At 71.6% G+C, this 21894-nt stretch carries 21 protein-coding genes and 1 pseudogene; 11 read left to right on the forward strand and 11 right to left on the reverse strand.

Annotation, left to right across the window (positions count from 1 at the left end):
• From Q0W60_RS14460 to Q0W60_RS14475, 4 genes are all read left to right on the forward strand, one after another.
• Nucleotides 1-597 (forward strand): hypothetical protein (locus Q0W60_RS14460; protein WP_297696785.1); only part of this gene is annotated, 597 nt, incomplete at its 5' end.
• Nucleotides 597-845: a hypothetical protein gene (locus Q0W60_RS14465; RefSeq protein ID WP_297696786.1), complete on the forward strand. Its 249-nt coding sequence runs from the start codon at nucleotides 597-599 to the stop codon at nucleotides 843-845. The genes Q0W60_RS14460 and Q0W60_RS14465, both read left to right, overlap by 1 nt.
• Nucleotides 846-918: 73 nt before the next feature.
• Nucleotides 919-2400: a tannase/feruloyl esterase family alpha/beta hydrolase gene (locus tag Q0W60_RS14470; protein ID WP_297696787.1), complete on the forward strand. Its 1482-nt coding sequence runs from the start codon at nucleotides 919-921 to the stop codon at nucleotides 2398-2400.
• Nucleotides 2401-2435: 35 nt separating this feature from the next.
• Nucleotides 2436-3194, forward strand: a complete 759-nt coding sequence (locus Q0W60_RS14475) for a sulfite exporter TauE/SafE family protein (protein WP_297696788.1) — start codon at nucleotides 2436-2438, stop codon at nucleotides 3192-3194.
• Here the strand turns inward: Q0W60_RS14475 and Q0W60_RS14480 are convergent.
• Nucleotides 3172-4089, reverse strand: a complete 918-nt coding sequence (locus Q0W60_RS14480) for a LysR family transcriptional regulator (RefSeq protein ID WP_297696789.1) — start codon at nucleotides 4087-4089, stop codon at nucleotides 3172-3174. The genes Q0W60_RS14475 and Q0W60_RS14480 overlap by 23 nt on opposite strands.
• A gap of 91 nt (nucleotides 4090-4180) precedes the next feature.
• Between Q0W60_RS14480 and Q0W60_RS14485 the strand changes: the two genes are divergently transcribed.
• The 3 genes from Q0W60_RS14485 (at nucleotide 4181) to Q0W60_RS14495 (ending at nucleotide 5911) form a co-directional block, all read left to right on the forward strand.
• Nucleotides 4181-4438, forward strand: coding sequence for a hypothetical protein (locus Q0W60_RS14485; protein WP_297696790.1), 258 nt, complete (start codon nucleotides 4181-4183; stop codon nucleotides 4436-4438).
• Nucleotides 4435-5187, forward strand: a complete 753-nt coding sequence (locus Q0W60_RS14490; RefSeq protein WP_297696791.1) for a TSUP family transporter — start codon at nucleotides 4435-4437, stop codon at nucleotides 5185-5187. The genes Q0W60_RS14485 and Q0W60_RS14490 overlap by 4 nt, the downstream gene beginning before the upstream one ends.
• Nucleotides 5188-5329: 142 nt before the next feature.
• On the forward strand, nucleotides 5330-5911 hold the full coding sequence (locus Q0W60_RS14495) for a GNAT family N-acetyltransferase (protein WP_297696792.1): 582 nt from the start codon (nucleotides 5330-5332) through the stop codon (nucleotides 5909-5911).
• On the opposite strand, the gene Q0W60_RS14500 is transcribed toward Q0W60_RS14495, so the two are convergent.
• Both Q0W60_RS14500 and Q0W60_RS14505 read right to left on the reverse strand, forming a co-directional pair.
• Nucleotides 5908-6813, reverse strand: coding sequence for an SDR family NAD(P)-dependent oxidoreductase (locus Q0W60_RS14500; RefSeq protein ID WP_297696793.1), 906 nt, complete (start codon nucleotides 6811-6813; stop codon nucleotides 5908-5910). The genes Q0W60_RS14495 and Q0W60_RS14500 overlap by 4 nt on opposite strands.
• A 70-nt stretch (nucleotides 6814-6883) precedes the next feature.
• A complete protein-coding gene (locus tag Q0W60_RS14505; protein WP_297696794.1) occupies nucleotides 6884-7318 on the reverse strand; it encodes a nucleoside deaminase in 435 nt (144 codons plus the stop codon).
• Nucleotides 7319-7330: 12 nt separating this feature from the next.
• Here Q0W60_RS14505 and Q0W60_RS14510 point away from each other — a divergent pair, with 12 nt between their 5' ends.
• Nucleotides 7331-8425, forward strand: coding sequence for a pseudouridine synthase (locus Q0W60_RS14510; protein ID WP_297696795.1), 1095 nt, complete (start codon nucleotides 7331-7333; stop codon nucleotides 8423-8425).
• Here Q0W60_RS14510 and Q0W60_RS14515 read toward each other — a convergent pair.
• A pseudogene (locus Q0W60_RS14515) lies at nucleotides 8382-9083 on the reverse strand (enoyl-CoA hydratase/isomerase family protein); the annotation flags it as partial. The gene Q0W60_RS14510 and the pseudogene Q0W60_RS14515 sit on opposite strands and share 44 nt — an antisense overlap.
• Before the next feature lie 68 nt (nucleotides 9084-9151).
• Here Q0W60_RS14515 and rsmD point away from each other — a divergent pair.
• Entirely contained in the window at nucleotides 9152-9718 is a 567-nt protein-coding gene (gene rsmD / locus Q0W60_RS14520) for a 16S rRNA (guanine(966)-N(2))-methyltransferase RsmD (RefSeq protein WP_297696796.1), read from the forward strand.
• Here rsmD and Q0W60_RS14525 read toward each other — a convergent pair.
• Both Q0W60_RS14525 and mutL read right to left on the reverse strand, forming a co-directional pair.
• Nucleotides 9715-10416: a winged helix-turn-helix domain-containing protein gene (locus Q0W60_RS14525; protein ID WP_297696797.1), complete on the reverse strand. Its 702-nt coding sequence runs from the start codon at nucleotides 10414-10416 to the stop codon at nucleotides 9715-9717. The two genes, rsmD and Q0W60_RS14525, sit on opposite strands and share 4 nt — an antisense overlap.
• A gap of 52 nt (nucleotides 10417-10468) precedes the next feature.
• Nucleotides 10469-12310, reverse strand: a complete 1842-nt coding sequence (gene mutL / locus Q0W60_RS14530) for a DNA mismatch repair endonuclease MutL (RefSeq protein WP_297696798.1) — start codon at nucleotides 12308-12310, stop codon at nucleotides 10469-10471.
• 55 nt (nucleotides 12311-12365) lie between these two features.
• Here mutL and Q0W60_RS14535 point away from each other — a divergent pair, with 55 nt between their 5' ends.
• Nucleotides 12366-13346, forward strand: coding sequence for a TraB/GumN family protein (locus Q0W60_RS14535; protein ID WP_297696799.1), 981 nt, complete (start codon nucleotides 12366-12368; stop codon nucleotides 13344-13346).
• Nucleotides 13347-13385: 39 nt separating this feature from the next.
• Here the strand turns inward: Q0W60_RS14535 and Q0W60_RS14540 are convergent, their stop codons facing one another.
• The 3 genes from Q0W60_RS14540 to ileS all read right to left on the reverse strand — a co-directional run bounded on the left by Q0W60_RS14540 (nucleotide 13386) and on the right by ileS (nucleotide 17441).
• The gene (locus tag Q0W60_RS14540; protein ID WP_297696800.1) at nucleotides 13386-13940 is read right to left on the reverse strand and encodes a DUF3035 domain-containing protein; all 555 of its coding nucleotides are present in this window, start codon (nucleotides 13938-13940) and stop codon (nucleotides 13386-13388) included.
• A 76-nt stretch (nucleotides 13941-14016) separates the two neighbouring features.
• The gene (lspA, locus tag Q0W60_RS14545; RefSeq protein WP_297696801.1) at nucleotides 14017-14505 is read right to left on the reverse strand and encodes a signal peptidase II; all 489 of its coding nucleotides are present in this window, start codon (nucleotides 14503-14505) and stop codon (nucleotides 14017-14019) included.
• Nucleotides 14502-17441 (reverse strand): isoleucine--tRNA ligase, encoded by a 2940-nt coding sequence (ileS, locus tag Q0W60_RS14550; RefSeq protein WP_297696802.1) that lies wholly within the window; start codon nucleotides 17439-17441, stop codon nucleotides 14502-14504. Before ileS ends, lspA begins: the two co-directional genes overlap by 4 nt.
• 270 nt (nucleotides 17442-17711) lie before the next feature.
• Between ileS and Q0W60_RS14555 the strand changes: the two genes are divergently transcribed.
• Nucleotides 17712-20093: an HAD family hydrolase gene (locus Q0W60_RS14555; RefSeq protein ID WP_297696803.1), complete on the forward strand. Its 2382-nt coding sequence runs from the start codon at nucleotides 17712-17714 to the stop codon at nucleotides 20091-20093.
• On the opposite strand, the gene Q0W60_RS14560 is transcribed toward Q0W60_RS14555, so the two are convergent.
• Together Q0W60_RS14560 and Q0W60_RS14565 are read right to left on the reverse strand one after the other, a co-directional pair.
• Nucleotides 19978-20982 (reverse strand): hypothetical protein, encoded by a 1005-nt coding sequence (locus tag Q0W60_RS14560; RefSeq protein ID WP_297696804.1) that lies wholly within the window; start codon nucleotides 20980-20982, stop codon nucleotides 19978-19980. The two genes, Q0W60_RS14555 and Q0W60_RS14560, sit on opposite strands and share 116 nt — an antisense overlap.
• Nucleotides 20983-20985: 3 nt before the next feature.
• A partial coding sequence (locus tag Q0W60_RS14565; protein ID WP_297696805.1) for a hypothetical protein occupies nucleotides 20986-21894 on the reverse strand: 909 nt, incomplete at its 5' end.

Consider the following 21894-nt stretch of genomic DNA (forward strand, 5'->3'; position numbering starts at 1 on the left):
CCCGCCGCCGCAGCGCCGCCCTCGCAGACGCCCGCCGCGCCGGCCTCGCAGACGCCGGCCGCGCCGCCCGCCGCAGCCGCGCCGCCTGCGCCATCCGAGGCCGAAGCGGCCCCGACCCTGCCCACCACCGGCGACGAGGCGACGATCCTGAGCGTGCTGGAGAAGGTCTGCGTGCCGCTGGTGCGCGGCGGCTCGCTCGATCAGCTCGCGGCCAGCGCCGGGATGCGCAAGAACCGGCGCGACGGCACCTGGTCGATGGGGCTCGGATCGGGGCGCGACTACAACATCACCGTCCAGCCGCAGGGCGTGAACAAGGACGTCTGCGAGGCCGAGGTGCATTTCGCGATCGGCCAGGACGCGCCGATCTTCAAGGCGGTCAACATCTGGGCGTTCCTGCACAAGCCGGAGCTGCAGGCCACCGCCAACTACGTCGCGGTCGACGCCGACGGCATCAAGCGCGTGCGGCGCTCGTGGGAGAGCCAGGCCTCGAACGGCTCGACGGCGGTCAACTTCACGACCTGGCGTAAGCCCGACGACGCGCCTTTGAACCGCAAATACGACACCGGCATGCTGTTCTATCAGGAACGCCACTACTGATGGCCTGGACGGACGCCGCGGGGCTCGCGGGCGTTCTCCTGATCCTGATCGCCTACGGCCTGGCGACCACCGGGCGGCTCGATCCGCGGCGCGCGGCCTCGCTGGGCGCCAACTTCATCGGCGCGAGCCTGATCCTGGTGTCGCTCACCCGCGCCTTCAACCTGTCCGCGGCCGTGATGGAGGGCGCCTGGGCGCTGGTCGCGCTCGCGGGCCTCGTGCGGATCGGCCTGCGCAGCCTGCGTCGCTGAACGGTTACGAAGCGGCTTTCCCGTCCGGCCAAGGCTGTGCTGAAATCGCCCTGCAAATGCGGGGAGGGATTCGATGAAACGCCTGATGATGGCGGCCGGTGCGGCCGTGGCGCTGGGCGCGCCGGGGCTGGCTCACGCCGAGACGAGCTGCGCCGACCTGGCCAAGGCCAGCCTGCCGCACGCCGAGATCACCCGCGCGACGGTCGAGAAGGCGGGGCAGGGCGAGGCCTGCCGCATCGCCGTGACCAGCCGTCCGACGAAGGATTCCGACATCCGCATCGAGGTCTGGATTCCGCTCGGCCAAGCCTGGAACGGCAAGTTCGTGCAGCTCGGCAACGGCGGCTTCGCCGGCCAGGTCCCGTCCGGCCAGCTGCGCGCCATCGCCGGACGCGGCTATGCGGCGGCGGCCACCGACGACGGGCACCAGACCACTCAGGGCACCGACGCGTCGTGGGCGCTCGGCCATCCCGAGAAGATCGTCGACTTCGGCTGGCGGGCGCTCAAGGAGACCACCGAGATCGGCAAGGCGCTCATCGCCGAGCAGAAGGGGCTGAAGCCGAAGCGCGCCTACTTCTACGGCTGCTCCGACGGGGGCCGCGAGGCGCTGATGGAGGCGCAGCGCTTCCCCGGCGACTTCGACGGCATCGTCGCGGGCGCGCCCGCCAACTACATGAGCCAGCTGTTCGGCATCTCGGCCGCCCAGCAGCAGGCCCTGGCGGCGCCCGGCGGCTATCTCGGGCCCGACCAGCGCGCGCTCTTGCAGAAGGCGGCGCTCGCGCAGTGCGCCGACGGCGGAACCTTCATCCGCGATCCGATGAGCTGCCACTTCGACCCCGGCAAGCTGCAGTGCAAGGCGGGCCAGGCGGACGGCTGCCTGACGGCGGCGCAGGTGCATTCGGCGCGCGTCATGTACGAGGGCCGCCGCGACCCGCGGACCGGCAAGATCGCCTTCCCCGGATTCTCGCCGGGCGCGGAAGCGGCGCCTAACAGCTGGTCGGCCTGGGTCACCGGCCAGGGCGAGCCCGACCACGGCCGCGCCCTGGGCCTGAATTTCTCGTCCAACGCCTTCAAGTACTTCGCCTTCCAGGATCCGAGCTACGACTTCCTGAAGATGGACCTGGGCGCGGAGTTCGACCGCGGACAGCGGAAGATGGCGCACGACATCGACGCCGCGAACCCGAACCTTTCAGCCTTCAAGGCGCATGGCGGGAAGCTGATCCAGTATCACGGCTGGAACGACCCGGCGATCCCGGCCCGCTCCTCGATCCGCTACTACGAGGACGTCCGCAGGACGATGGGCGACACCTCGGGATTCTACCGGCTCTACCTGATCCCGGGCATGCTCCATTGCGGCGGCGGCGCCGCGCCGACGCAGGTCGATTGGCTGAGCGAGCTCGATGGCTGGGTGACCGAGGACAAGGCGCCCGGCGCGGTCACCGCCAAGGGCGCAGGCGGCGCCAGCCAGCTGCTGTGCCCCTATCCGGCGGTCGCCCGCAAGGCGGCCGGGGGCTGGGCCTGCCCGGCGCGGAAACCCGCGGCCAAGACGCGCGCGTGAGCCCCCTCGGCTCGCCGCGCGGCGGCGGCGGCTGAATGGGCGTTCTGACCCTAGGCTATGTGCTGACGGCGGTGCTGGTGACGGCCGGGATCTCCGGCACGCTCGGCATGGCCGGCGGCCTGATCCTGATGGGGGCGCTCGCCTTCGTGATGCCGGCCGCCACGGCGCTGGCGCTGCACGGCATGGTCCAGCTCGGCTCCAACGGCTGGCGCGCACTGATCCACCGCCGCCATGTCCGCTGGCCGATCGTGGGCGTCTACGCCGTGGGCGCGCTGGTCGCCATGGGCCTCTTCAGCCTCGTCGCCTTCACGCCCTCCAAGCTCGCGATCTACCTGGCGCTGGGCCTGCTTCCGATCCTGGTCTGGCTGCCGGAGCGGTGGCTCAGCCTCGACGCTTCGCGCCCGCCGCAGGCGCTCGCGGCCGGGGTGGCGTCGACGGCGCTCAGCCTGACGGCCGGCGTCTCCGGGCCATTCAACGACCTGTTCTTCGTGCGCACGGCCATGACGCGGCACGAGGTCGTCTCCACCAAGGCTTGCGTGCAGGTGTTCGGCCACCTGGCGAAGGTGCTGTTCTATGGGGCCGCCCTGGTGAAGGTCGCAGGGCCGGGCGCGCCCCCGATATGGCTGGCGGTGGCGGCCCTGCCGCTCTCGATGCTCGGCGCCATGCTGGGCGCCCGGGTGCTGGAGCGGATGAGCGACGCCGGTTTCCGGACGCTGCGGCGCTGGCTGGTGACCGCGGTGGGCCTCGTCTATCTCGTCCAGGCGGCGGCGCTCATGCTGCCACGTTCGTCTTGAGGGCTGCCGCTTTCGCCTCGCGGCGGAAGGCCTCGACCAGGGTCGAACGGTCGCGGCGCCGGGTCGCCAGCAGCAACGGCGCGACCAGGCCCTTGGCGCCCTTCAGCCGGACGAACTGCACGTCCTCCACGTTCATCCGCTGCATGGACGCGGGCGTCAGCGTGACCCCGAGACCCGAGGCGACGAGGCTGAGCGTCGAGGAGAGCCGCGGCGCCTCCTGGCCCACCGCCGGCGAGAAGCCGGCCGCCAGGCAGGCCGCCATGATCGCATCGTAGAGGCCGGGTCCGGTGGGCCGCCGATAGAAGACGAAGGTCTCCTCGGCCAGTTCGGCGAGCGTCAGTTTGGACTCGCGCGCCAGACGGTGACCGGCCGGCAGGGCCACGACCATCTTCTCTTCCAGCAACGGCTCGATCGCGAGGCCCGCGACGTCGGTGGAGGTTGAGCGGATGAAGGCGGCGTCCAGCCGCTCGTCCTTCAGCGCCTTGACCAGCTCCGGCGTGCCGTCCTCGGCGAGCTCCAGCAGCACGCCGGGACGCGCCTTGCGGAAGGCGCGGATCTGCTGGGTCACGAACGGGTGGAAGGCGGCCGAGGAGGTGTAGCCGATCGCGAGGCGTCCCTGCTCGCCGCGGGCGGCGCGGGTCGCGATCTCCTTGATCCGCTCGGCCCGGGCGACGACGTCGCGGGCGGCCTCGACGACCACGCGCCCGGCCTCGGTCGGACGCACGCCCCGCGGCAGCCGCTCGAAGAGCGTGACGCCAAGCTCTGCCTCCAGGAGCCGGATCTGGCGGGTGAGCGGCGGCTGGGCGATGCCGAGCCGCTCGGCGGCGCGGGTGACATGCCCCTCGTCGGCGACCGTCACGAGGTACCGCAGTCGGCGCAGCTCGATCATCGGCATACCTGCAAGGTATCCAAATAGAGGTTTCTATATATTGGACGCATCAGGGCAATCGGTCCATGCCTTGCGCCTGCAGCCAAGGAGCCCTGCCATGGACGCCACCGACCACATCGACGCCCAGGCCCGCGGCGGCCTGATCCGACAGCTCGCCGAGTGGACGGCCGAGCGGCCCCGCACCTACGCCGAGGCCATGGAGGCCTGGGGCTCGCACTGCCCGGCGCTCACCATCTGGGAAGACGCGCTCGCCGCACGACTGATCGCGGTCCGTCCGGTCCCCGGAGCTGGGCGCGGCGGCGGCGCGGTCAGCCTGACCCCTGCGGGAAGGGCGCTCATCAACGGGCCGGGATGAGCTTCGCGGCCGCCGCCTTCCTGATCGCCGCGGCCTTCGTCACGGCGGGGATCTCCGGCGTGTTCGGCATGGCCGGCGGACTGATGCTGAAGGGCGCGATCGCCCTCGTCCTGCCGGTCTCGGCGACCTTCGTCACCCATGGCCTGCTGCAGCTCTCGGCCAACGGCTGGCGTGCGGCGCTGCACCGCCGGCACCTCGCCTGGCGGATCATCGCGATCTACGCCCTGGCCTCAGCGGTGGCGGCGGCGCTGATGGCGCTGGTGGTCTACGAGCCGACCAAGGCCACGCTCTACCTGCTGATGGGCGTGGTGCCTGGGCTGTTGTGGATTCCCCGCAGCTGGTTGGAGCTCGACGCCGCCAAGCCGCTGCACGGCTTCGTCTGCGGGCTTTCGGTGACGGGACTGAACCTGACGGCCGGCGTCGCGGGGCCCTTGCTCGACATCTTCTTCGTGCGCACCGCGCTGACGCGTCACCAGATCGTCGCCACCAAGGCCGCGACCCAGGTGTTCGCGCATCTCGCCAAGATCGTCGTCTATGGCGCGCCGCTCATCGCGGTGCATGGCCGCGGCCTGCCGCCGTGGTGGGTGTTTGCGCTGGCCATCCCGCTCTCCCTTGCCGGCACCGCCGCGGGCGGCCAGCTCCTGGAGCGGATGGACGACGCCAATTTCAAGCGGCTCTCGCGCCTGATCGTGACCGTCACGGGCCTGGTCTACCTGGCCTGGGCCGCGCGGCTTTACGTGCAAGCCTAGCCACAAAAAAACAGCCGGGTCGTAGAAGACCCGGCTGAAGTTCATTAGGGAGGAAACGCCCAGGAATGGGCACGCCTCAGATATGCGCCCCACCACTCGGCGCAAGGGCGACGCCATGAAATTATTGTAACCGGGTGTTTCGATGCAGCTTGCGCCCAAGGTGCTGGAGAACCGCTTCCTGCGGCTGGAGCCGATGACCGCGGCGCACAAGGAGGATTTCCGCGCCGCCTGCGACGCCGACCTCGACACCTGGGTCAGGCTCTATCCCCACGCCATGGGCGGCGAGCATTTCGAGGCGGGCTGGGCGAGGTTCTACGCCGATCCCCCGAAGGCCCGCGTCAACTTCGCCGTGGTCGTCGGCGGCCGCTGCGTGGGCGTGTCGAGCTATCTTGGCGTCGATCCGGAGAACCAGAGCGTGGAGATCGGCGGCACCTACTACGCGCCGGAGCACCGCGGCGGGCCGACCAATCCCGCCGCCAAGCGGCTGCTGCTCGGCGAGGCCTTCGCCCGCGGGGCGCGACGGGTGCAGTTCAAGGTGGACGCCATCAACGCCCGCAGCCGCGCCGCCGTGCTGAAGCTGGGCGCCGTGCAGGAGGGGATCCTGCGCCAGGACCGCGTCTGCTGGACCGGCCGGATCCGCGACACCGTCTTCTTCTCGATCCTGGCCAACGAATGGCCGGGCGTGAGGGCGCGCCTCGACGCCCGGCTGCTCGAGTTCGCCTAAACCGTCGCCGGGGCCCGCTGGGGCGGGGCGGTCTGGCCGAGGCGGTGGACGTTCTCCGGCTCCTTGAAGAACACCTTGTGGGCGTTCTCGGCCACTTCCTGGGCGGTGTAGGGCCGGCCCGGTATGAAGCCTTCGGTCTCCAGCATCTTGATCTCGCGCACGCCGCGCGAGGAGACGCCGAGGATCTTGCCCGAGTGCTCGGCCGAAAGATCGCTGACCATGTAGAGCACGCCGGGCGCCACGTTCTCCGGCAGCGACAGAGGATCGGGCTCGCGGTCGCGCCGGCCCGGCAGGTCCGAGGTCATCCGGGTGTAGGCTCCGGGCGCGAGGCCCATGACGCGGATGTTGTACTTGCGCCCCTCGATCGACATCACCCGGACCATGCCGTAGATGCCGGCCTTGGCCGCGCCGTAGTTGGTCTGGCCGAAGTTGCCGTAGAGGCCGGAGGTGGACGAGGTCAGGACCATCGAGCCGCCGCCGTGCTCCTTCATGTACTTCCAGACCGGCAGGGCCACGCAGTAGGCGCCCTTCAGGTGCACCTTGATCACCGCATCCCAGTCGGCCTCGGACGTGTTGGCGAAGGTCTTGTCGCGCAGGATGCCGGCGTTGCAGACCAGGACGTCGACCTTGCCGAAATTGTCGAGCGCGGTCTTCAGGATGTTCTCGCCGCCCTGGATGGTGGACACGTCGTCGCCGTTGGCCGCCGCACGGCCGCCCGCCGCCTTGATGGCATCGACCACCTTCTGGGCCGCCGACTTGTCCGCCCCCGTGCCGTCGCGCGCGCCGCCGAGGTCGTTGACGACGACCGCAGCGCCTTCCTTGGCGAACAGCTTGGCGTAGGCCTCGCCGAGCCCGTTGCCGGCCCCGGTGATGATGGCGACCTTCCCGTCGAGCAATCCCATGGCGTCCTCCTGAAATTCTCTTGTGCTGGAATGGCGCATCTTCCCGCCGCGGGACGGTCGATGGCAAGAGCTAGCGCCGGGCGCGGAAGAAGCTGCGGAGGAGTTCGGCGCTTTCGGCGGCCAGGACGCCGCCGGTGACCTCCGGTTTCCAATGGCAGGTGGGCTGATTGAAGAACCGGGGGCCGTGCACGACGGCGCCGCCCTTGGGATCCTCTGCGCCGAAGACCAGGCGGCCGAGGCGGGCGTGGCTGATCGCACCGGCGCACATGGCGCAGGGCTCGAGCGTGACGGCAAGCGTCAGGCCGGTGAGGCGATAGTTGCCGAGCTTGCGCGCGGCCTCGCGGATCGCGACGACCTCGGCGTGCGCCGTGGGATCGTTCGCGCCGATCGGCCCGTTGGCGCCGGTGGCGATCACCTCCCCCGTGGCCGGATCGAAGAGCACCGCGCCGACCGGCGTCTCGCCGGCCGCGGCGGCGGCTTGCGCCGCCTGGAGCGCGATGCGCATTGTCCGCTCGTCATGGTCCACGATCCGCACCGAACCGGGCGGGCTGCGCCCGGTCAAGCCTCTGCGCCCGAGCGCGGCGGCGAGCGGGTCGCCAAGGCGCTGGCCCGCGCCGGCGTCGCCTCGCGCCGCGACGTGGAGCGGCTGATCGCGGCCGGCCGCGTGGCGCTGAACGGCCAGGTGCTGACCACGCCCGCGGTGAAGGTCGAAGCGGCCGACGTGCTCACCGTCGACGGCCAGGTGGTGAACGAGCCGGAGCCGGCGCGCCTGTTCCGCTACCACAAGCCGCCGGGCCTGGTGACCACCCACAAGGACCCGCAGGGCCGCCCGACGGTGTTCGAGGCCTTGCCGAAGGACCTGCCGCGGCTGATCTCGGTGGGCCGCCTCGACCTCAATTCCGAGGGCCTGCTGCTGCTCACCAACGATGGCGGCCTGGCGCGGGCGTTGGAGCTGCCCGCGACGGGGCTCGTGCGGCGCTACCGGGCCCGGGCCCGCGGCCGGATCACCCAGGCGCGGCTCGACCGGCTGAAGGCGGGCGTCACCGTCGAGGGCGTCCATTACGGGGCGATCAAGGCCACGCTCGACAAGGCGAAGGAGGGTCCGCAAGGGGCCAACCTCTGGATCACGCTCACCCTGGCGGAGGGGAAGAACCGCGAGGTCCGCCGCGTGCTGGAGGCGCTCGGGCTGAAGGTGAACCGCCTGATCCGCCTCGCCTACGGCCCCTTCGCGCTGGGGACCCTGGCGGCCGGCGAGATCGAGGAGGTGGGGCCGCGGGTCATCCGCGAGCAACTCTCGGAGCACGTCGCGCCGGAGAACCTGCCGAAGGGCGAGCGGGCGCAGTGGCGCAGCAAGCCCGCCGTCGCCGCGGCTCCGCGACACGGTCCTCAGCCGCGCGACGAGGCGCCTCGCCCTGCGCCGACGGAAGCCAAGCCCAAGATGGCCTACAAGCCCGGCTGGGCGAAGCCGAAGCCTAAGCGTTCTGGATCTCGGCCGGCGGGCGGGCCGAGCGCAGGCCCTCGCGGGCCGAGGCCGTCCGCATCACCTCCGAGAAGCTCCGGCGCTCGTCGGCCAGGCCCTCGTCCAGGGGACGGGAAAGGGCGGCGCGGGTGAGCCGCTTGGCGAAGGCGATGCCCTCCGCGCCGCGCCGATCCCACTCGGCGGCCATCTCCAGGGCGCGGGCCAGCGGATCGTCGGCGAGCTCGTGCACCAGGCCGATGCGCAGCGCCTCCTCGGCTTCGACGACCAGCCCGCGCATGATGATCTCCAGCGCCTTGGCCTCGCCCACGACGCGCGGCAGCCGCTGGGTGCCGCCGCCGCCCGGAAAGATGCCGACCCGGGTTTCCGGCAGGCCGATCTGCACACCTTGGCGGCTCGCGATCCTGAGGTCGCAGGCGAGGCTCATCTCGAAGCCGCCGCCCATGCACAGGCCGTTGATCGCCGCCACCACCGGCTTCGGCGCCTCGGCCAGCAGGTCGCAGAGCGCCAGGAAGCCGCGCTCGGGCTTTGCGCCCGGGGCCGGCGCCGCCGGCGGGGGCGCGCCCTTCGCCGCGTCGCTGGCGGTGGAGAGCTCGCCCACGTCGTAGTGGCGCACGAAGATGCCCGGCACGCCGCCGGTGATGAGGATCGAGCGCACCGCCGGATCGGCCGCGAGCGGACGCACCTTGTCCAGCATCTCCTGGGCGCCGGCCGCGGTCATGGTGCCGATCGGCGGATTGGCGTAGGTCACCACCGCGGCCCCGCCGCGGCGCTCGACGGTCACGAAGCTCATCGCTCACCTCCCTGGTCGGTCGAAGCTTGGATCGTGGCCGGCCGGCGGGCAAGCCTCAGGGGGAGCGGTTGCGGATCACGTCCGGCGAGTTCCGGGGCAAGGCGATCAAGGCGCCCGCCGGCGCGGCCACCCGGCCGACCTCCGACCGGGCCCGGCAGGCGGTCTTCAACATCCTCGAGCATGCGCCCTGGTCGAAGGGCGTGCGGGACGCGCGAGTCATCGACCTGTTCGCCGGCTCCGGCGCGCTGGGCTTCGAGGCGCTGTCGCGTGGGGCGGCCTTCTGCCTGTTCGTGGAGACCGATGAGGCGGCGCGCGGCGCGATCCGCGAGAACGTCGAGGCCATGCACCTGTTCGGCCGCACCCGCGTGCATCGCCGCAATGCGACGGAGCTCGGCGTCCGGCCGGGCGCGGACGGGCCCGCCTTCGACCTCGCCTTCCTCGATCCGCCGTACGCAAAGGGCCTCGGCGAGATCGCCCTCGCCCGCCTCGCCGAGGGCGGTTGGCTCGCGCCCGGCGCGACGGTGGTGTTCGAGCGCGGCGCCGGGGAGCCGGATTTCAGCGGCGCCGGGTATGAGTTGATCGACCAGCGGCGCTACGGGGCGGCGCGGGCGTGGTTCCTGCGGTTCCGGCCCTAGGCCGCAGCCACCGTGTCCAGCTCCAGGCCGAACGTCCGGCGAAAGCCCGTCCGGCCGGCCGGCGTGAGGACCGCCGAACGGCCCTCGCGGCCGCGCTCGATCCAGCCGAGCTCGAACAGACGGGCGGTGAGGCGCGCCGCGATCGGGCCGGCGAGATGGCGCCTGCGCTCGGTCCAGTCGATGCAGGGGCGGAGCGTGCCGCGCGGGTTGGGCTTGACGCCTTTGAGGTCGACGCCGAGCTCCGCAAGGCGCGCCCGGCCTTCGGGCGTGAGGCGGTAGCGCTCCGGCCCGTCCGCCTCGATCAGGCCGCGGCGCTCGAAGCCGTCGGCGAGCGCCACGCCGAGGCGGCCGGCGAGGTGGTCGTAGCAGGTGCGCGCCTCGCGCAGGCGCCGCGCCTGGGGCGAGAGCGGCGGATCGAACGGTCTGGGCGTCGGCGGGATCAGCGCCAGCGCTTCCAGCGCCTGGGCGACCTCCGGCCCTGCCAGCCGGTAGTAGCGATGGCGGCCCTGGCGCGCAGCCACGACCAGGCCTCCGTCGGCGAGCCTGGCCAGGTGGTTGCTCGCGGCCTGCGGCGAGACGCCGGCGATCCACGCCAACTGCGTCGCCGGCACGGCGCGGCCACCCAGGAGCGCCTGCAGCATGGCGGCGCGCGCGGGATCTCCGATCAGGGCGGCGGGCGAGGCGATGTTGGCGTCCATGGCGCGAGAATAGCGCGGGGCGCGCGCGGACGCTTCAGGCCCGCGTGAAGTCTCAGCGCCGCCCGAACAGGCGCTCGATGTCGGCGAGCTTCAGCTCGACGTAGGTCGGCCGGCCGTGGTTGCACTGGCCGGAGTGGGGCGTGGCCTCCATCTGGCGGAGCAGGGCGTTCATCTCCGCGGCGGTGAGCCGGCGGCCTGCGCGGACCGAGCCGTGGCAGGCCATGGTCGAGCAGACCGACTCCAGACGCTCCTTGAGCGCCAGCGCCTGGCCGTTCTCGGCGAGGTCGTCGGCGATGTCGCGCACCAGCCCTTGCGCGTCGGTCTCGCCGAGCAGGGCCGGGATCTCGCGCACCAGGATCGCGCCCGGGCCGAACGCCTCCACCGCCAGACCGAGCGCCGCCAGCTCGTCGGCGCGAGCCGCGACGCGCTCGGCCTCCGCCGGCTCGAGCTCGACGACCTCGGGCAGGAGCAGCGCCTGGCGCGGGACGCCGCCGTCGGCCATCTCCGCCTTCATCCGCTCATAGACCAGCCGCTCGTGGGCGGCGTGCTGGTCGACGATGACCACGCCGTCGCGGGTCTGGGCGACGATGTAGGTCTCGTGCACCTGGGCGCGCGCGGCGCCGAGCGGGAAGTCGACGGGATCGAAGACCGGCGCGGGACCCGGCTCCTCCGCGAGGCCCGGCGCAGGCGCCCAGTCCGGCTCGGCGCGGGCCGAGACCTCGGCCAGGCCCGGCAGGCTCGCGGCGAGCGCGGCGGCGGCCGGCGGCCAGCCGCCCGCAGCCCAGGCCGAGAAGCCCTGCGCCCGCGGCGGCGGCGCCCAGCCGCCGGATCGAAAGCCGCCCAGCGCCGCGGTCGCGACGGTGGTCGAGGCGCGATGGCCGGCGGCGGCCAGCGCGTGGCGCAGCGCCCCGATGATCAGCCCGCGCACCAGCCCGGGGTCGCGGAAGCGGACCTCCGCCTTGGCCGGATGGACGTTGACGTCCACGAGCGCCGGATCGAGCTCGAGGAACAGCGCCGCCAGCGGATGGCGGTCGCGGGCCAGGACGTCGGCGTAGGCCGCCCGAAGCGCCCCCTGCAGCAGCCGGTCGCGCACCGGCCGGCCGTTGACGAACAGGTACTGGTGCGCGGCGTTGCCGCGGTTGTAGGTGGGCAGGCCGGCGAACCCGGAGAGCCGAACGCCGTCGCGCGCCTGATCCAGTTCGAGGGCGTTGTCGGCGAACTCGCGGCCCATGATGGCGGCGAGGCGGGCGAGGCGGCCCTCGGGCCCGGCCGCCTCGGCCGGCAGCCGCAGCGTGCGCCGGCCGTCGAGCTCGAGGCTGAAGGCGACCGCCTCGTGCGCCATGGCCTGTCGCTTCACCTCCTCGGCGATGGCGAGCGCCTCGGCGCGCTCCGACTTCATGAACTTCAGCCGCGCCGGCGTGGCGTAGAAGAGGTCGCGAACCTCGACGCGGGCGCCGTGCGGCCCGGGGAAGGCGGACGGCTGGACGGCCCCGACCGCGCCGGCGTCGACGAAGATGGCATGCGCGTCAGCCTGTCCCCTGGCGCGCGCGGCGATCGCGAGGCGGGCGACCGAGCCGATCGAGGGCAAGGCCTCGCCACGGAACCCGAGCGTCGAGATGCGCAGCAGGTCGTAGCCGCCGTCGGCGCCGGGGCCGAGCTTGGAGGTCGCGTGCCGTTCGATGGCCAGCGCCAGCTCCTCGGGGGCAAGCCCGACGCCATCGTCGGCCACCAGGATGCGGGAGAGCCCGCCGCCGTCGGCCTGCACCTCGATCGAGGACGCGCCGGCGTCGAGGGCGTTCTCGGCCAGCTCCTTGACCGCGCTGGCGGGGCGCTCCACCACCTCGCCGGCGGCGATGCGGTTGACGAGCTGGGGGGGCAGGCGGCGGATCGGCATGAAATGGCCTTCAAGAGCTTGCGACTATAGGCCGATTCCGGAGCCTCCGATCAGCGTGCGAAATCGCCTCGCCATCCTTCTCCTGGCGCTTGTCCTGGCGGGGCCCGCCGCGGCGCAGGCGCCTCCGCCCGGGTCCGTCCCGATCACGCCCGCCCGTCCCGATCCGCGCGATCCGGACGCGGTGATCGTCGAGGAGCTGGTGGTCACCGCGCGTGACCGCGGGCCGGCCTGGTGGACCGTCTCGAACGGGACCTCGACGGTGTGGGTGCTGGGCGTGCCGACGCTCGCGCCCAAGCACATGCAGTGGGATCGTACGGCCTTCGAGCGGCGCCTCTCCGGGGCCTCGGCGGTGATCCTGCCCTACCAGGACGTCCGCGTGCGGTTTGCGACCTCGCTGGGCGCGGCCTGGAACTACCTGCGGCTGCGCTCGGCGAGCCCGTTCGAGGACAGCCTGGATCCGGCCTCGCGCGCCCGCTTCGCCGCGGCGCGCGCCAGGCTCGGCCAGCCTGCCAGGCGCTACGCCACGAAGAATCCGCTCGCCGCCGGCCTGCTGCTGCTCACCGACTACCGAGACCGCAATGGGCTCACCAACACCGATCCGATCAAGCTGATCAAGATCCTGACCCGCCAGGCCAAGGTCCCGATCCGGCAGAAAAGCTACGATATCGCCCCACAGCTGGGCGCGATCATCCGCACGCCGGCCGCCGACGGACGCGCCTGCCTGAACGAGGTCGTCGGGCAGGTGGAGGCGGGACCTGCGGTGACGCTGCAGGCGGCCAGGGCCTGGGCCGACGGCGACGTGCGCGGCGCGCTCGCCAACGAGCGGACCTACGAGCGGTGCATCGCCCTGGTGCCAGGCGCGGCCGCCTTCGACGAGCGCACCAAGGCCGACGAGGCCGCGGAGATCGAAGCTGCGCTGAAGACTCCCGGCCACGCCATCGCCGTCGTCCGCCTGCGGCCGTTGCTGAGCCAGGGCGGCGTCCTCGACCGCCTCCGCACGGCGGGTTTCACGGTGAAGACGCCGGGAGAGGATTGAGGCTCAGAGTTCCTCACCTCCTCGCAGGGGGAGGCTGTCTTACAGTCCCGGAAGCTTGATCTTGCGCGGGCCTTCGCGGGCGATGACCACCGGCTTGCCGCCTGTGAGCTTGGCGATGCGGGCGGCCTCCTGCGCGGGGTCGACCGGGGCCGGGGTCTCAGCCGCCTTTTCCGCCGCGGTGGTCTTGTCGCCGCCGCCACGCCAGAACATCACCCGGTCGGCGAAGCTCTTCTCCTTGTGGGCGATGTCGCCGAACTCATCGTCGACCACATAGCGGATCAAGGGGTCGGCTTTTTCGGCGCCGGCCTTGGCGACCAGCAGCTTCTCGCCCTGCGAGCGCTGCTCGGCCTCCCGCTCGCCCAGCAGCGCCAGCCGCGCGGCGCTCTCGGGCTGCAGCTCCTGCGGCCGCGGTTCGCCCGGCGCGGGCGGGCGCAGCGAATAGTCCGGCGGCACCACCAGGGGCGCCTTGGTCACCACCCGGAATTCGTCGGGGGTCACCTTCGCCATTCCGAGCGCCTGGGCGGTGGACTGGCAGCCGGCCAGGCCGAAGGCTGCGAACAGCGCCGAGGCGGCGATCACTCTGCTGACGCTCATCAACTTCCAACCATTCCTAGGCCGCCCCCGGCCACACGCCCGTGGATAAACCAAAGCGACATCGAGGCCAACGGCTTCAGTCGGCGTGTTCTCGCCGCAGGCTGTCGAGCAGCAGGGCGATGACCCCGATCGTGATCGCGCTGTCGGCCACGTTGAACACCCAGGGGAAGAAGCCGATGCGCTGCACGTCGATGAAGTCGACCACCGCGCCGAAGCGGGCGCGGTCGATGGCGTTGCCGATCGCGCCGCCTGCGATCAGCCCGTAGCCGATCGCCTGCAGCCCACGATGCGCCCGCCTCGCCCACCAGACGATCAGCGCCGCGACGATCAGCGAGAAGGCCACCAGTCCCCAGCGCGCGAAGTCCTGGTCGGCGCGCAGGAAGCCGAACGAGACGCCGCGATTGGCGACCAGCGTCAGGTGCAAGGGCCCGAGCACCGGCCGCGTCTCGCCCGGCTGCAGGCCGAGCCCGGTCAGGATCCAGTACTTCACGGCCTGGTCGATGATGATGACCGCGCAGGCGAGCGCGTAGGCCGACCAGCCGGACCTTGTCACGGTTCGGTTCATGCGGTGACGCGGGCTTCGGGATTCGCCCGATCGAAGGCCTCCACCGCGTCCTCGCAGCGCAGGCAAAGCAGCCTGGGCGCGGAGACCTCCGGCAGCACCCGCCAGCAGCGGGCGCACTTGCAGCCGGGCGCGAGCTGCGGCTCGACCGCGACGCCGGCGACCTCGGCCAGGCGGAACGCCGCGGGCGGACCCTCGCCCGCGGCCAGGCTCGCGCCGCTGGTGCGGAACACCTCGGCCGCATCCAGCCCTTCGAACGCGGCGAGCAGCTCCGGTGCGGCGATGCTGACGCGCGGCGCAGCCTCCAGCGAGGCGCCGATGCGCTTTTCGCGGCGTTCGATCTCGAGCGCGCCGTTCACCACGGCGGTGACCTTCTGCACCTTGGTCCAGCGCTCGGCCTCGGCGCCGTCGCGCCACCCGGCGGGCGTCTCAGGGAACACTCGCAGGCAGTTGGACCCGGCGTCGGGGAAGCGCGTCGTCCAGGCCTCCTCCATGGTGAACGGCAGGAGCGGGCTGAGCCAGATGGTCAGCCGCTCGAACACCGCATCCATCACCGTGCGCACCGCGCGCCGGCGCAGGCTGTCGGGACGGTCGCAGTAGAGGGCGTCGCGGCGGACGTCGAAGAACAGCGCCGAGAGCTCGTCCTGGCAGAAGGCCAGAAGGGCGTGGCTGACGTCCTGGAAAGCATAGACCTCGTAGGCTTGGCGCACCTGGCCATCGAGCTCCCACAGCCGATGCAGGATGAATCGCTCCAGCGGCGGCATCTCGCCCGGCTCCAGCCGCTCGGCGTCGGCGAACCCGCCCAGCGCGCCCAGCAGATAGCGGATCGTGTTGCGGAGCTTCCGGTAGGCGTCCGCCGTGGTCTGCAGGATCGTCTTCCCGATCCGCTGGTCCTCCGTGTAGTCGACCAGGGCCGCCCAGAGCCTGAGGATCTCGGCCCCGCTCTCCTTGATCACCTCCATCGGCTCGACGGCGTTGCCGAGCGACTTCGACATCTTCTCCCCGGCTTCGGTGACGGTGAAGCCGTGGGTCAGGATCGCCTCGTAGGGCGCCCGGCCGCGGGTGCCGGAGCTCTCCAGCAGCGAGGACTGGAACCAGCCGCGGTGCTGGTCGGAGCCTTCCAGATAGAGGTCGGCGGGCCAGCGGGTGTTGGACCGCCCTTCCAGCACGAAGGCGTGCGTCGCGCCGGAGTCGAACCAGACGTCGAGGATGTCCTCGACCTTCTCGTAGCGGCGGACATCCCGGTTGCCGAGGAATTCCGAGGGCGCGCGGGTGAACCAGGCGTCGGCGCCTTCCGCCGCGATCGCCTCGACGATGCGGCGGTTGACGTCGGGATCGTGCAGCGGCTGGCCGGTCTCCTTGTCGACGAACATGGCGAGCGGCGAGCCCCAGGCGCGTTGCCGGCTGATCAGCCAGTCGGGGCGGCCCTCGACCATGGCGCGGATGCGGTTGCGCCCAGCCTCCGGGAAGAAGGCGGTGGCGTCGATGGAGTCCAGCGCCGTCTCGCGCAGGGTGCGGCCGCCGTGGACCGCATCGTCGAGCGGCTCGTCGATGCGGATGAACCACTGCGGCGTGTTGCGGAAGATCACCGGCGCCTTGGAGCGCCAGGAGTGCGGATAGGTGTGCTCGATGCGGCCGCGGGCCAGCAGCTTGCCGGCCTCGATCAGCTTGCCGATCACCGCGTCGTTGGCGGGCCCAAATCGACCGGCATGCCTGCCCTCGGTCTCCAGCACCTTGAGACCCGCGAACAGGGCCACCTGCGGATAGTAGGCGCCGTCCGGATCGACGGTGTCGGGGATTTCGCGATGGCCGTGCGCCAGCCAGACGGCGTAGTCGTCCGCGCCATGTCCCGGCGCAGTGTGGACGAAGCCGGTCCCGGCGTCCTCGGTCACGTGCTCGCCGGCCAGCAGGGGGACGGGGAAGCCGTAGTGGCTGTCGAGGCCGGCCAGCGGGTGGGCGCAGACCATGCCCTCGCAGTCGACGGCTTCGACGCGGCGGTACTGGGCGACCCTGGCCGCCGCCATCACCTCGGACGCCAGCCGCTCGGCGAGGATCAGCCGGTCGCCCGCCTTGGCCCAGGGCTCGAAGGCGAGCCCCGTTTCCATCGCCTCGACCTCGTAGACGGCGTAGGCGATGTCGGGATTATAGGAAATCGCCCGGTTGGCGGGGATGGTCCAGGGCGTGGTGGTCCAGATGACCACCGAGGCGTTGCGCACGGCGCTGGAGCCTTCCACCACCGGGAACTTCACCCAGATCGTCGGCGAGACGTGGTCGTGGTACTCGACCTCGGCGTCGGCCAGGGCCGTGCGCTCGACGGGGCTCCACATCACCGGCTTCGAGCCGCGGTAGAGCTGGCCCGAGGCGACGAACTTGTGGAACTCGGCGACGATCGCGGCCTCGCTCGAGAAGTCCATCGTCGAATAGCGGTGCTCCCAGTCGCCGATGACGCCCAGCCGTTTGAACCCCGCCATCTGCACGCCGATCCAGTGCTCGGCGTACTCGCGGCAGCGGGCGCGGAACTCGGCCTTGGAGACCTCGTCCTTGCGCCGGCCCCTGGCCCTGAACTCCTCCTCGACCTTCCACTCGATCGGCAGGCCATGGCAGTCCCAGCCGGGCAGGTAGTCGACGTCGTAGCCGAGCGCGAAGCGCGAGCGCACCACGAAGTCCTTCAGCGTCTTCTGCAGCGAGTGGCCGATGTGGATCGCCCCGTTGGCGTAGGGCGGCCCGTCGTGCAGCACGAACAGCGGCGCGGCGTCCGCCTGCCGCGCCCGGCGCATGGCGTGGTAGAGGTCCATCTCCGCCCAGCGCTCAAGGATCTGCGGCTCCTTCTGCGGCAGGCCCGCGCGCATCGGAAACGGCGTGTCGGGAAGGAAGATGGTGGCGCGATAGTCGCGCCCTTCTTTTTCTTGCAAAGGGGGTTTTTCGGCGTCGTCGGCCATGGTGGTCCCAGGTGATCCGGAGGGTTGTGGCGGGATGAACCCGGCGCGCGCTGGAACGATGTCGTCCGGCGGCGTCACGCCGGGCGCGTAATTCGCAGCGCTTTCCGGACCGAAGTCATGGGCTGAGGCTCTAACAGAGGCCGCGGCCGAACCCAAGACCCGCGGGTCCGGACTGCGGCCCGCAGCCGCCGGCGCAACCTCCGATTAACCATAGGTTAGCCGTTCAAACCCACTCTCCGGCCGAAGCGATTTCTCTCGTGCGGAGAGGCCATGGACCTGTCGATCAAGCCCTCCGACCTGCCGGAGGCCCTGGCGCTTGCGCCGCAGGCCGAGATCCTGTCGCTGGACTGCTTCGACACGCTGATCTGGCGCAACACCCACAAGCCCACCGACGTGTTCGCCGAACTGGAGGCGCACGGCTGCAGCCCGATCCAGCGGATGATCGCCGAGGCCGCAGCCCGCCGCCGCGCCAAGTGCCTGGGCCGCGACGAGGTGGGCATCGCCGACATCTACGCCTGCGCCGCGCCGGGCGACCCGGCGGCGCAGGCGCGGCTGATCCAGGCGGAGCTCGACGCCGAGGCGCGCCACTGCTTCGCCTTCCGGCCCACCGTCGAGCTGATGCGCCGCGCCAAGGCCGCGGGCCTCGAGGTGATGATCGTCAGCGACACCTACCTGGACGAGGCCATGCTGCGCGAGCTGATCGCGCGGGCCGCGGGCGAAGACGTGGCCGGCCTGATCGACCGGGTGTTCTGCTCGTCGCAATACGGCCGCCCGAAGGCAGGCGGCCTGTTCAAGGACGTGCTGAAGGCCCTCGCCGTCGCGCCCGATCACATCCTGCACATCGGCGACAACAAGGGCGCCGACCTCACCGCCCCGCAGGCGCTGGGCATCGTCGCGGCGCATCTGGAGCAGTTCGACGCCTCCGACGTCCAGCGGCTGCGCCTGGAGGCGGCGGCCGACCGGCTGATCGGCGGCGCGCCCGAGATGCGCCAGCCCGTCCTGCAGCCGCACCGCGCGCAGCTCGCCGTCCACCGCGACCGCGCCGATGCGACCGAGGCGCTGGGCTACGCCGTGCTGGGTCCGATCCTCGCCGCCTTCGCCCGCTGGATCGAGGCCGAGGCGGGCCTGCTGGAGAAGCAGCGGGGCGGCCGCGTGCTGCCGGTCTTCCTGATGCGCGACGGCTACCTGCCGATGCGCGCCTACGAGGCCGGCGCGCCGCGCGCGCTCGCCGCCGAGATCAGCCGCTTCACCTCGCAGGCCGCCGCCTTCGCCTCGGACGAGGCGGTGATCGCCTATGCCGAGAAGCACCTGGAGACCGACGCGCCGGAGTACATCGCCAAGCAGCTGCTGTTCACGCCGGAGGAGGCCGCCCAGGCGATCGGCCGCGGCCCGATCGAGACCCGCCGGTCGCGGTTCTACAGCGAGGCCAGGAAGCCGCGGGTCCTGGGGCGCGTGAAGGCCCGCTCGCAGGCGTTCGCGGGGCGGCTGGTCGACTATCTGCGCCGGGTGGCGGACCCGAAGCCCGGCGACACCCTGATGCTGGTCGACCTCGGCTATAACGGCACGGTCCAGAACAACATCGACGCCCTGCTGCGCCGCGAGCTCGGCGTGCACGTGGCCGGCCGTTACCTGCTGCTCTCCGAGAGCGAGGTCTCCAGTCTCGACAAGCGCGGCTTCATCGACAAGCGCAACTACGACACCTGGACGCTGAACGCGCTCACCGCCTACGTCGCGGTCCTGGAGCAGCTCTGCACCGCCTCGCAAGGCTCGGTGATCGACTACGATGCGGCGGGTCCGGTCCGGCGGCGCAATGACATCAAGGCCGCCCAGAGCGCGGTGCGCGAGCGCGTGCAGGCGGCCGCCCTACGGTTCGTGGCCGCCGGGCCTGAGGCGATGCACCGCCCGCCGGCCTCGGCCGACGAGGCCGCCCAGCGCCGCGCCGCCGTCGCCGCCCTGGCGCGGCTGCTGTTCCTGCCGCTGCCGGAGGAGCTCGCGGTGCTGGGCGAGTTCCAGCACGACGTGAACCTCGGCAGCGACGAGACGCTGGAGCTGTTCGACCCCGCCCAGGCCGAGGCGGGGCTTCGCCGGCTCGGCCTTTTCTACATGGGCAAGTCGCGGCGGATGTACCTCTCGGCCGAGCTGCGCGGCCAGGGCCTGCCGCTCAGCCTGACGCTGCTCGCCCAGTCGCGCTTCGGGCTGGACCTGCGGCAGAAGGACTTCTCCGACCACGTGATCGAGCTGCCGATCATGGCGGCCGACGGCCAGCACGTGGACCTGCAGCGCATCGAGGCCATGCCGACGCACGCCGGCTACTACACCGCCTGCATCCCGATCGGCCGGTCGCGCTACGCCATCGGCCTGCAGTTCGGCAAGCTCTACGACTTCGTGCAGGTGCAGGAGATCGGCTTCGCCAGGGCGGCGAGCCTGTGGGCCACCGAGCGCGAGGGCGCCTCGACCATTCCCGCCCAGCCGGTGTTCGAGGGCGTCGGCGGCGGCCCCGGCGGGCTGATGCAGATGACCGGCGAGGAGGCCTTCATCATGGTCCCTCCGCCGCCGGACGCCGGCGAGGACCTGGTGCTGGTGGTGGTGTTCCGCCCGATCGCCGAACGGGCGCGCGCGGCGGCCGAGCCCCAGGCGGTCGCGGCGGCGTAGGCCGGCCGCCGGCTCGGCGGGTGAGGTGGCGGACGAGGTCGTAGCCGAGCAGCCCGGCTGTCTCAGACACGCCGGGTACGCTCAAGACCTGCGAGAAGTCCCCGGCGGTCAGCTCGCCGCGCCAGCGCTCCACCAGGGCCAGCTCCTCAGAGCGGAGGTGCTCGGCCTCCAGCTTGAACGCCTCGCGCTCGTCGACCTGGGTGGCGCGCACCGCGGTCTCGTCGATGCCGCTCATGCCAAGGAAGGCGCCCAGATTTCCGCCAATGGCGTGGTGCAGGCCGACCGCCGCCGGCCGGGTGGTTTCGGGCGTGAACCCGAACAGGCGCGACACGGCCGCGTTTCCGGCCGAGCGGTTCAGAATGAAATCCTCGTAGCGGATCACCAGCGACGGAACGCCGAGGTCCGCGGTGATCTGGAGCGCGCCGTCATAAACGTCCCGCCAGGCCACGACCGCCCGTGTGAGATCGTATCCGCCCGCCTGGCTGTCACTATAGGCATAGGCCCAAGGCAGGCGCGCGAGGATGATGGCCGCGGGATCGAGGCCGGGCGTGGACAGGACGACCTGGCGCATCCACCACGGATTCTTGGACCCATCGAGCGCAACGGGCGCGGCGAAGCGCCTGCGCACGGCGGCGTAGCCGCCCAAACCGGCCTCGGTTGCTTCTGCAATAAGGCTTTGATCGAAGACCGGGCAGTCGTGTTCACGGCCCGCCATGCCGCAGATCCGGCAGACATCCAGCACCCGATCCGGCGCCTGGCCCGACCAGGCCCGAAAGGGGGAGAGGCGGTCAATCTCCCCCATGGTGTCGATTCGCGGGTCGCGCGCGAGTTCCCGGGCAACGGCTGTCGATCCGCAGAACGCCGTCCCGAGAATGAAGACGGTGCGCATCGCTCAGCGGGTGAGGTGATAGAGCAGGTCGTAGCCGAGGAGCCGGCCGGTTTCCCAGACGCCAGGCACGTGCAGCACGGCCGAGAACTCTGCAACCGTGAGCTCGCCGCGCCAGCGCTCGGTGAGCACCAGTTCGTGGGTGCGGAGACCCGGATTCTGCACCTTGAAGGCGTCGTTGGGGTTTTCGTAGTTCCCGGCGCGCGCCTCGCCCGAGATTGATTTCTCGAGCGCTCGTTCATCCACCCCCTGCATGCCCACGAAGCCGCCGAGATTGCCTCCTATCGCATGGTGCACGCCGACGGCGGCTGGACGGGTGCGCTCTGGCCGGAAACCGAGCAGCCGGCTCACTGCGGCTTCGCTATCGGCGCGGTTCATCAGGAAATCCTCGTACCGGATTACCACGGACGGGATTCCGAGGTCGGCCACGATGCGCAGTGCGCTTTGATAGGCCTCCCGCCACCGGGCTGCGCCCTGCACCAGGTCGAGGCCGTCCGCGTCGCGGACGCTGTGGGCGAACGCCCATGGCAAGCGGGTTAGGATGATCGCCGCGGCTTGCACCTGAGGGCTCTCCGCGACGACGCTGCGCATCCAGTTCGGATTCTTCGAACCATCGAGCGCAATCTCGGCGGGGAAGCGACGGCGAACTGCGGCATAGCGCTCGCTGAGGGAGCCTTGGCTCGCTTCGGCTTGGAGCTCGCTGTTGAACACCGGGCAGTCGTCGGCGCGGTCGCCCACGAAGCAGACGCGGCAACGGTTTTCCAGGTGCTCGTCGACATGGCCCGACCACGGCTGGAACACGGACAGCCGGTCGAGCTCGCCCATCATGTCGATCCGCGGGTCGCGGGCGAACTCGCGGCTGAGCGCGGTCGAGCCGGAATAGGCCGTGCCGACAAGGAAGATGGTTCGCATGAA

Origin of the sequence: Phenylobacterium sp., assembly GCF_025934275.1 — a bacterium.
GTDB lineage: Bacteria > Pseudomonadota > Alphaproteobacteria > Caulobacterales > Caulobacteraceae > Phenylobacterium.

Bases quoted from the DNA above. Each gene is read 5' to 3' on its own strand.
- Q0W60_RS14465 (WP_297696786.1), top strand. From the start codon at position 597: ATGGCCTGGACGGACGCCGCGGGGCTCGCGGGCGTTCTCCTGATCCTG.
- Q0W60_RS14470 (WP_297696787.1), top strand. From the start codon at position 919: ATGAAACGCCTGATGATGGCGGCCGGTGCGGCCGTGGCGCTGGGCGCG.
- Q0W60_RS14475 (WP_297696788.1), top strand. From the start codon at position 2,436: ATGGGCGTTCTGACCCTAGGCTATGTGCTGACGGCGGTGCTGGTGACG.
- Q0W60_RS14480 (WP_297696789.1), bottom strand. From the start codon at position 4,089: ATGCCGATGATCGAGCTGCGCCGACTGCGGTACCTCGTGACGGTCGCC.
- Q0W60_RS14485 (WP_297696790.1), top strand. From the start codon at position 4,181: ATGGACGCCACCGACCACATCGACGCCCAGGCCCGCGGCGGCCTGATC.
- Q0W60_RS14490 (WP_297696791.1), top strand. From the start codon at position 4,435: ATGAGCTTCGCGGCCGCCGCCTTCCTGATCGCCGCGGCCTTCGTCACG.
- Q0W60_RS14495 (WP_297696792.1), top strand. From the start codon at position 5,330: ATGCAGCTTGCGCCCAAGGTGCTGGAGAACCGCTTCCTGCGGCTGGAG.
- Q0W60_RS14500 (WP_297696793.1), bottom strand. From the start codon at position 6,813: ATGGGATTGCTCGACGGGAAGGTCGCCATCATCACCGGGGCCGGCAAC.
- Q0W60_RS14505 (WP_297696794.1), bottom strand. From the start codon at position 7,318: ATGCGCATCGCGCTCCAGGCGGCGCAAGCCGCCGCCGCGGCCGGCGAG.
- Q0W60_RS14510 (WP_297696795.1), top strand. From the start codon at position 7,331: ATGGTCCACGATCCGCACCGAACCGGGCGGGCTGCGCCCGGTCAAGCC.
- Q0W60_RS14525 (WP_297696797.1), bottom strand. From the start codon at position 10,416: ATGGACGCCAACATCGCCTCGCCCGCCGCCCTGATCGGAGATCCCGCG.
- mutL (WP_297696798.1), bottom strand. From the start codon at position 12,310: ATGCCGATCCGCCGCCTGCCCCCCCAGCTCGTCAACCGCATCGCCGCC.
- Q0W60_RS14540 (WP_297696800.1), bottom strand. From the start codon at position 13,940: ATGAGCGTCAGCAGAGTGATCGCCGCCTCGGCGCTGTTCGCAGCCTTC.
- lspA (WP_297696801.1), bottom strand. From the start codon at position 14,505: ATGAACCGAACCGTGACAAGGTCCGGCTGGTCGGCCTACGCGCTCGCC.
- ileS (WP_297696802.1), bottom strand. From the start codon at position 17,441: ATGGCCGACGACGCCGAAAAACCCCCTTTGCAAGAAAAAGAAGGGCGC.
- Q0W60_RS14555 (WP_297696803.1), top strand. From the start codon at position 17,712: ATGGACCTGTCGATCAAGCCCTCCGACCTGCCGGAGGCCCTGGCGCTT.
- Q0W60_RS14560 (WP_297696804.1), bottom strand. From the start codon at position 20,982: ATGCGCACCGTCTTCATTCTCGGGACGGCGTTCTGCGGATCGACAGCC.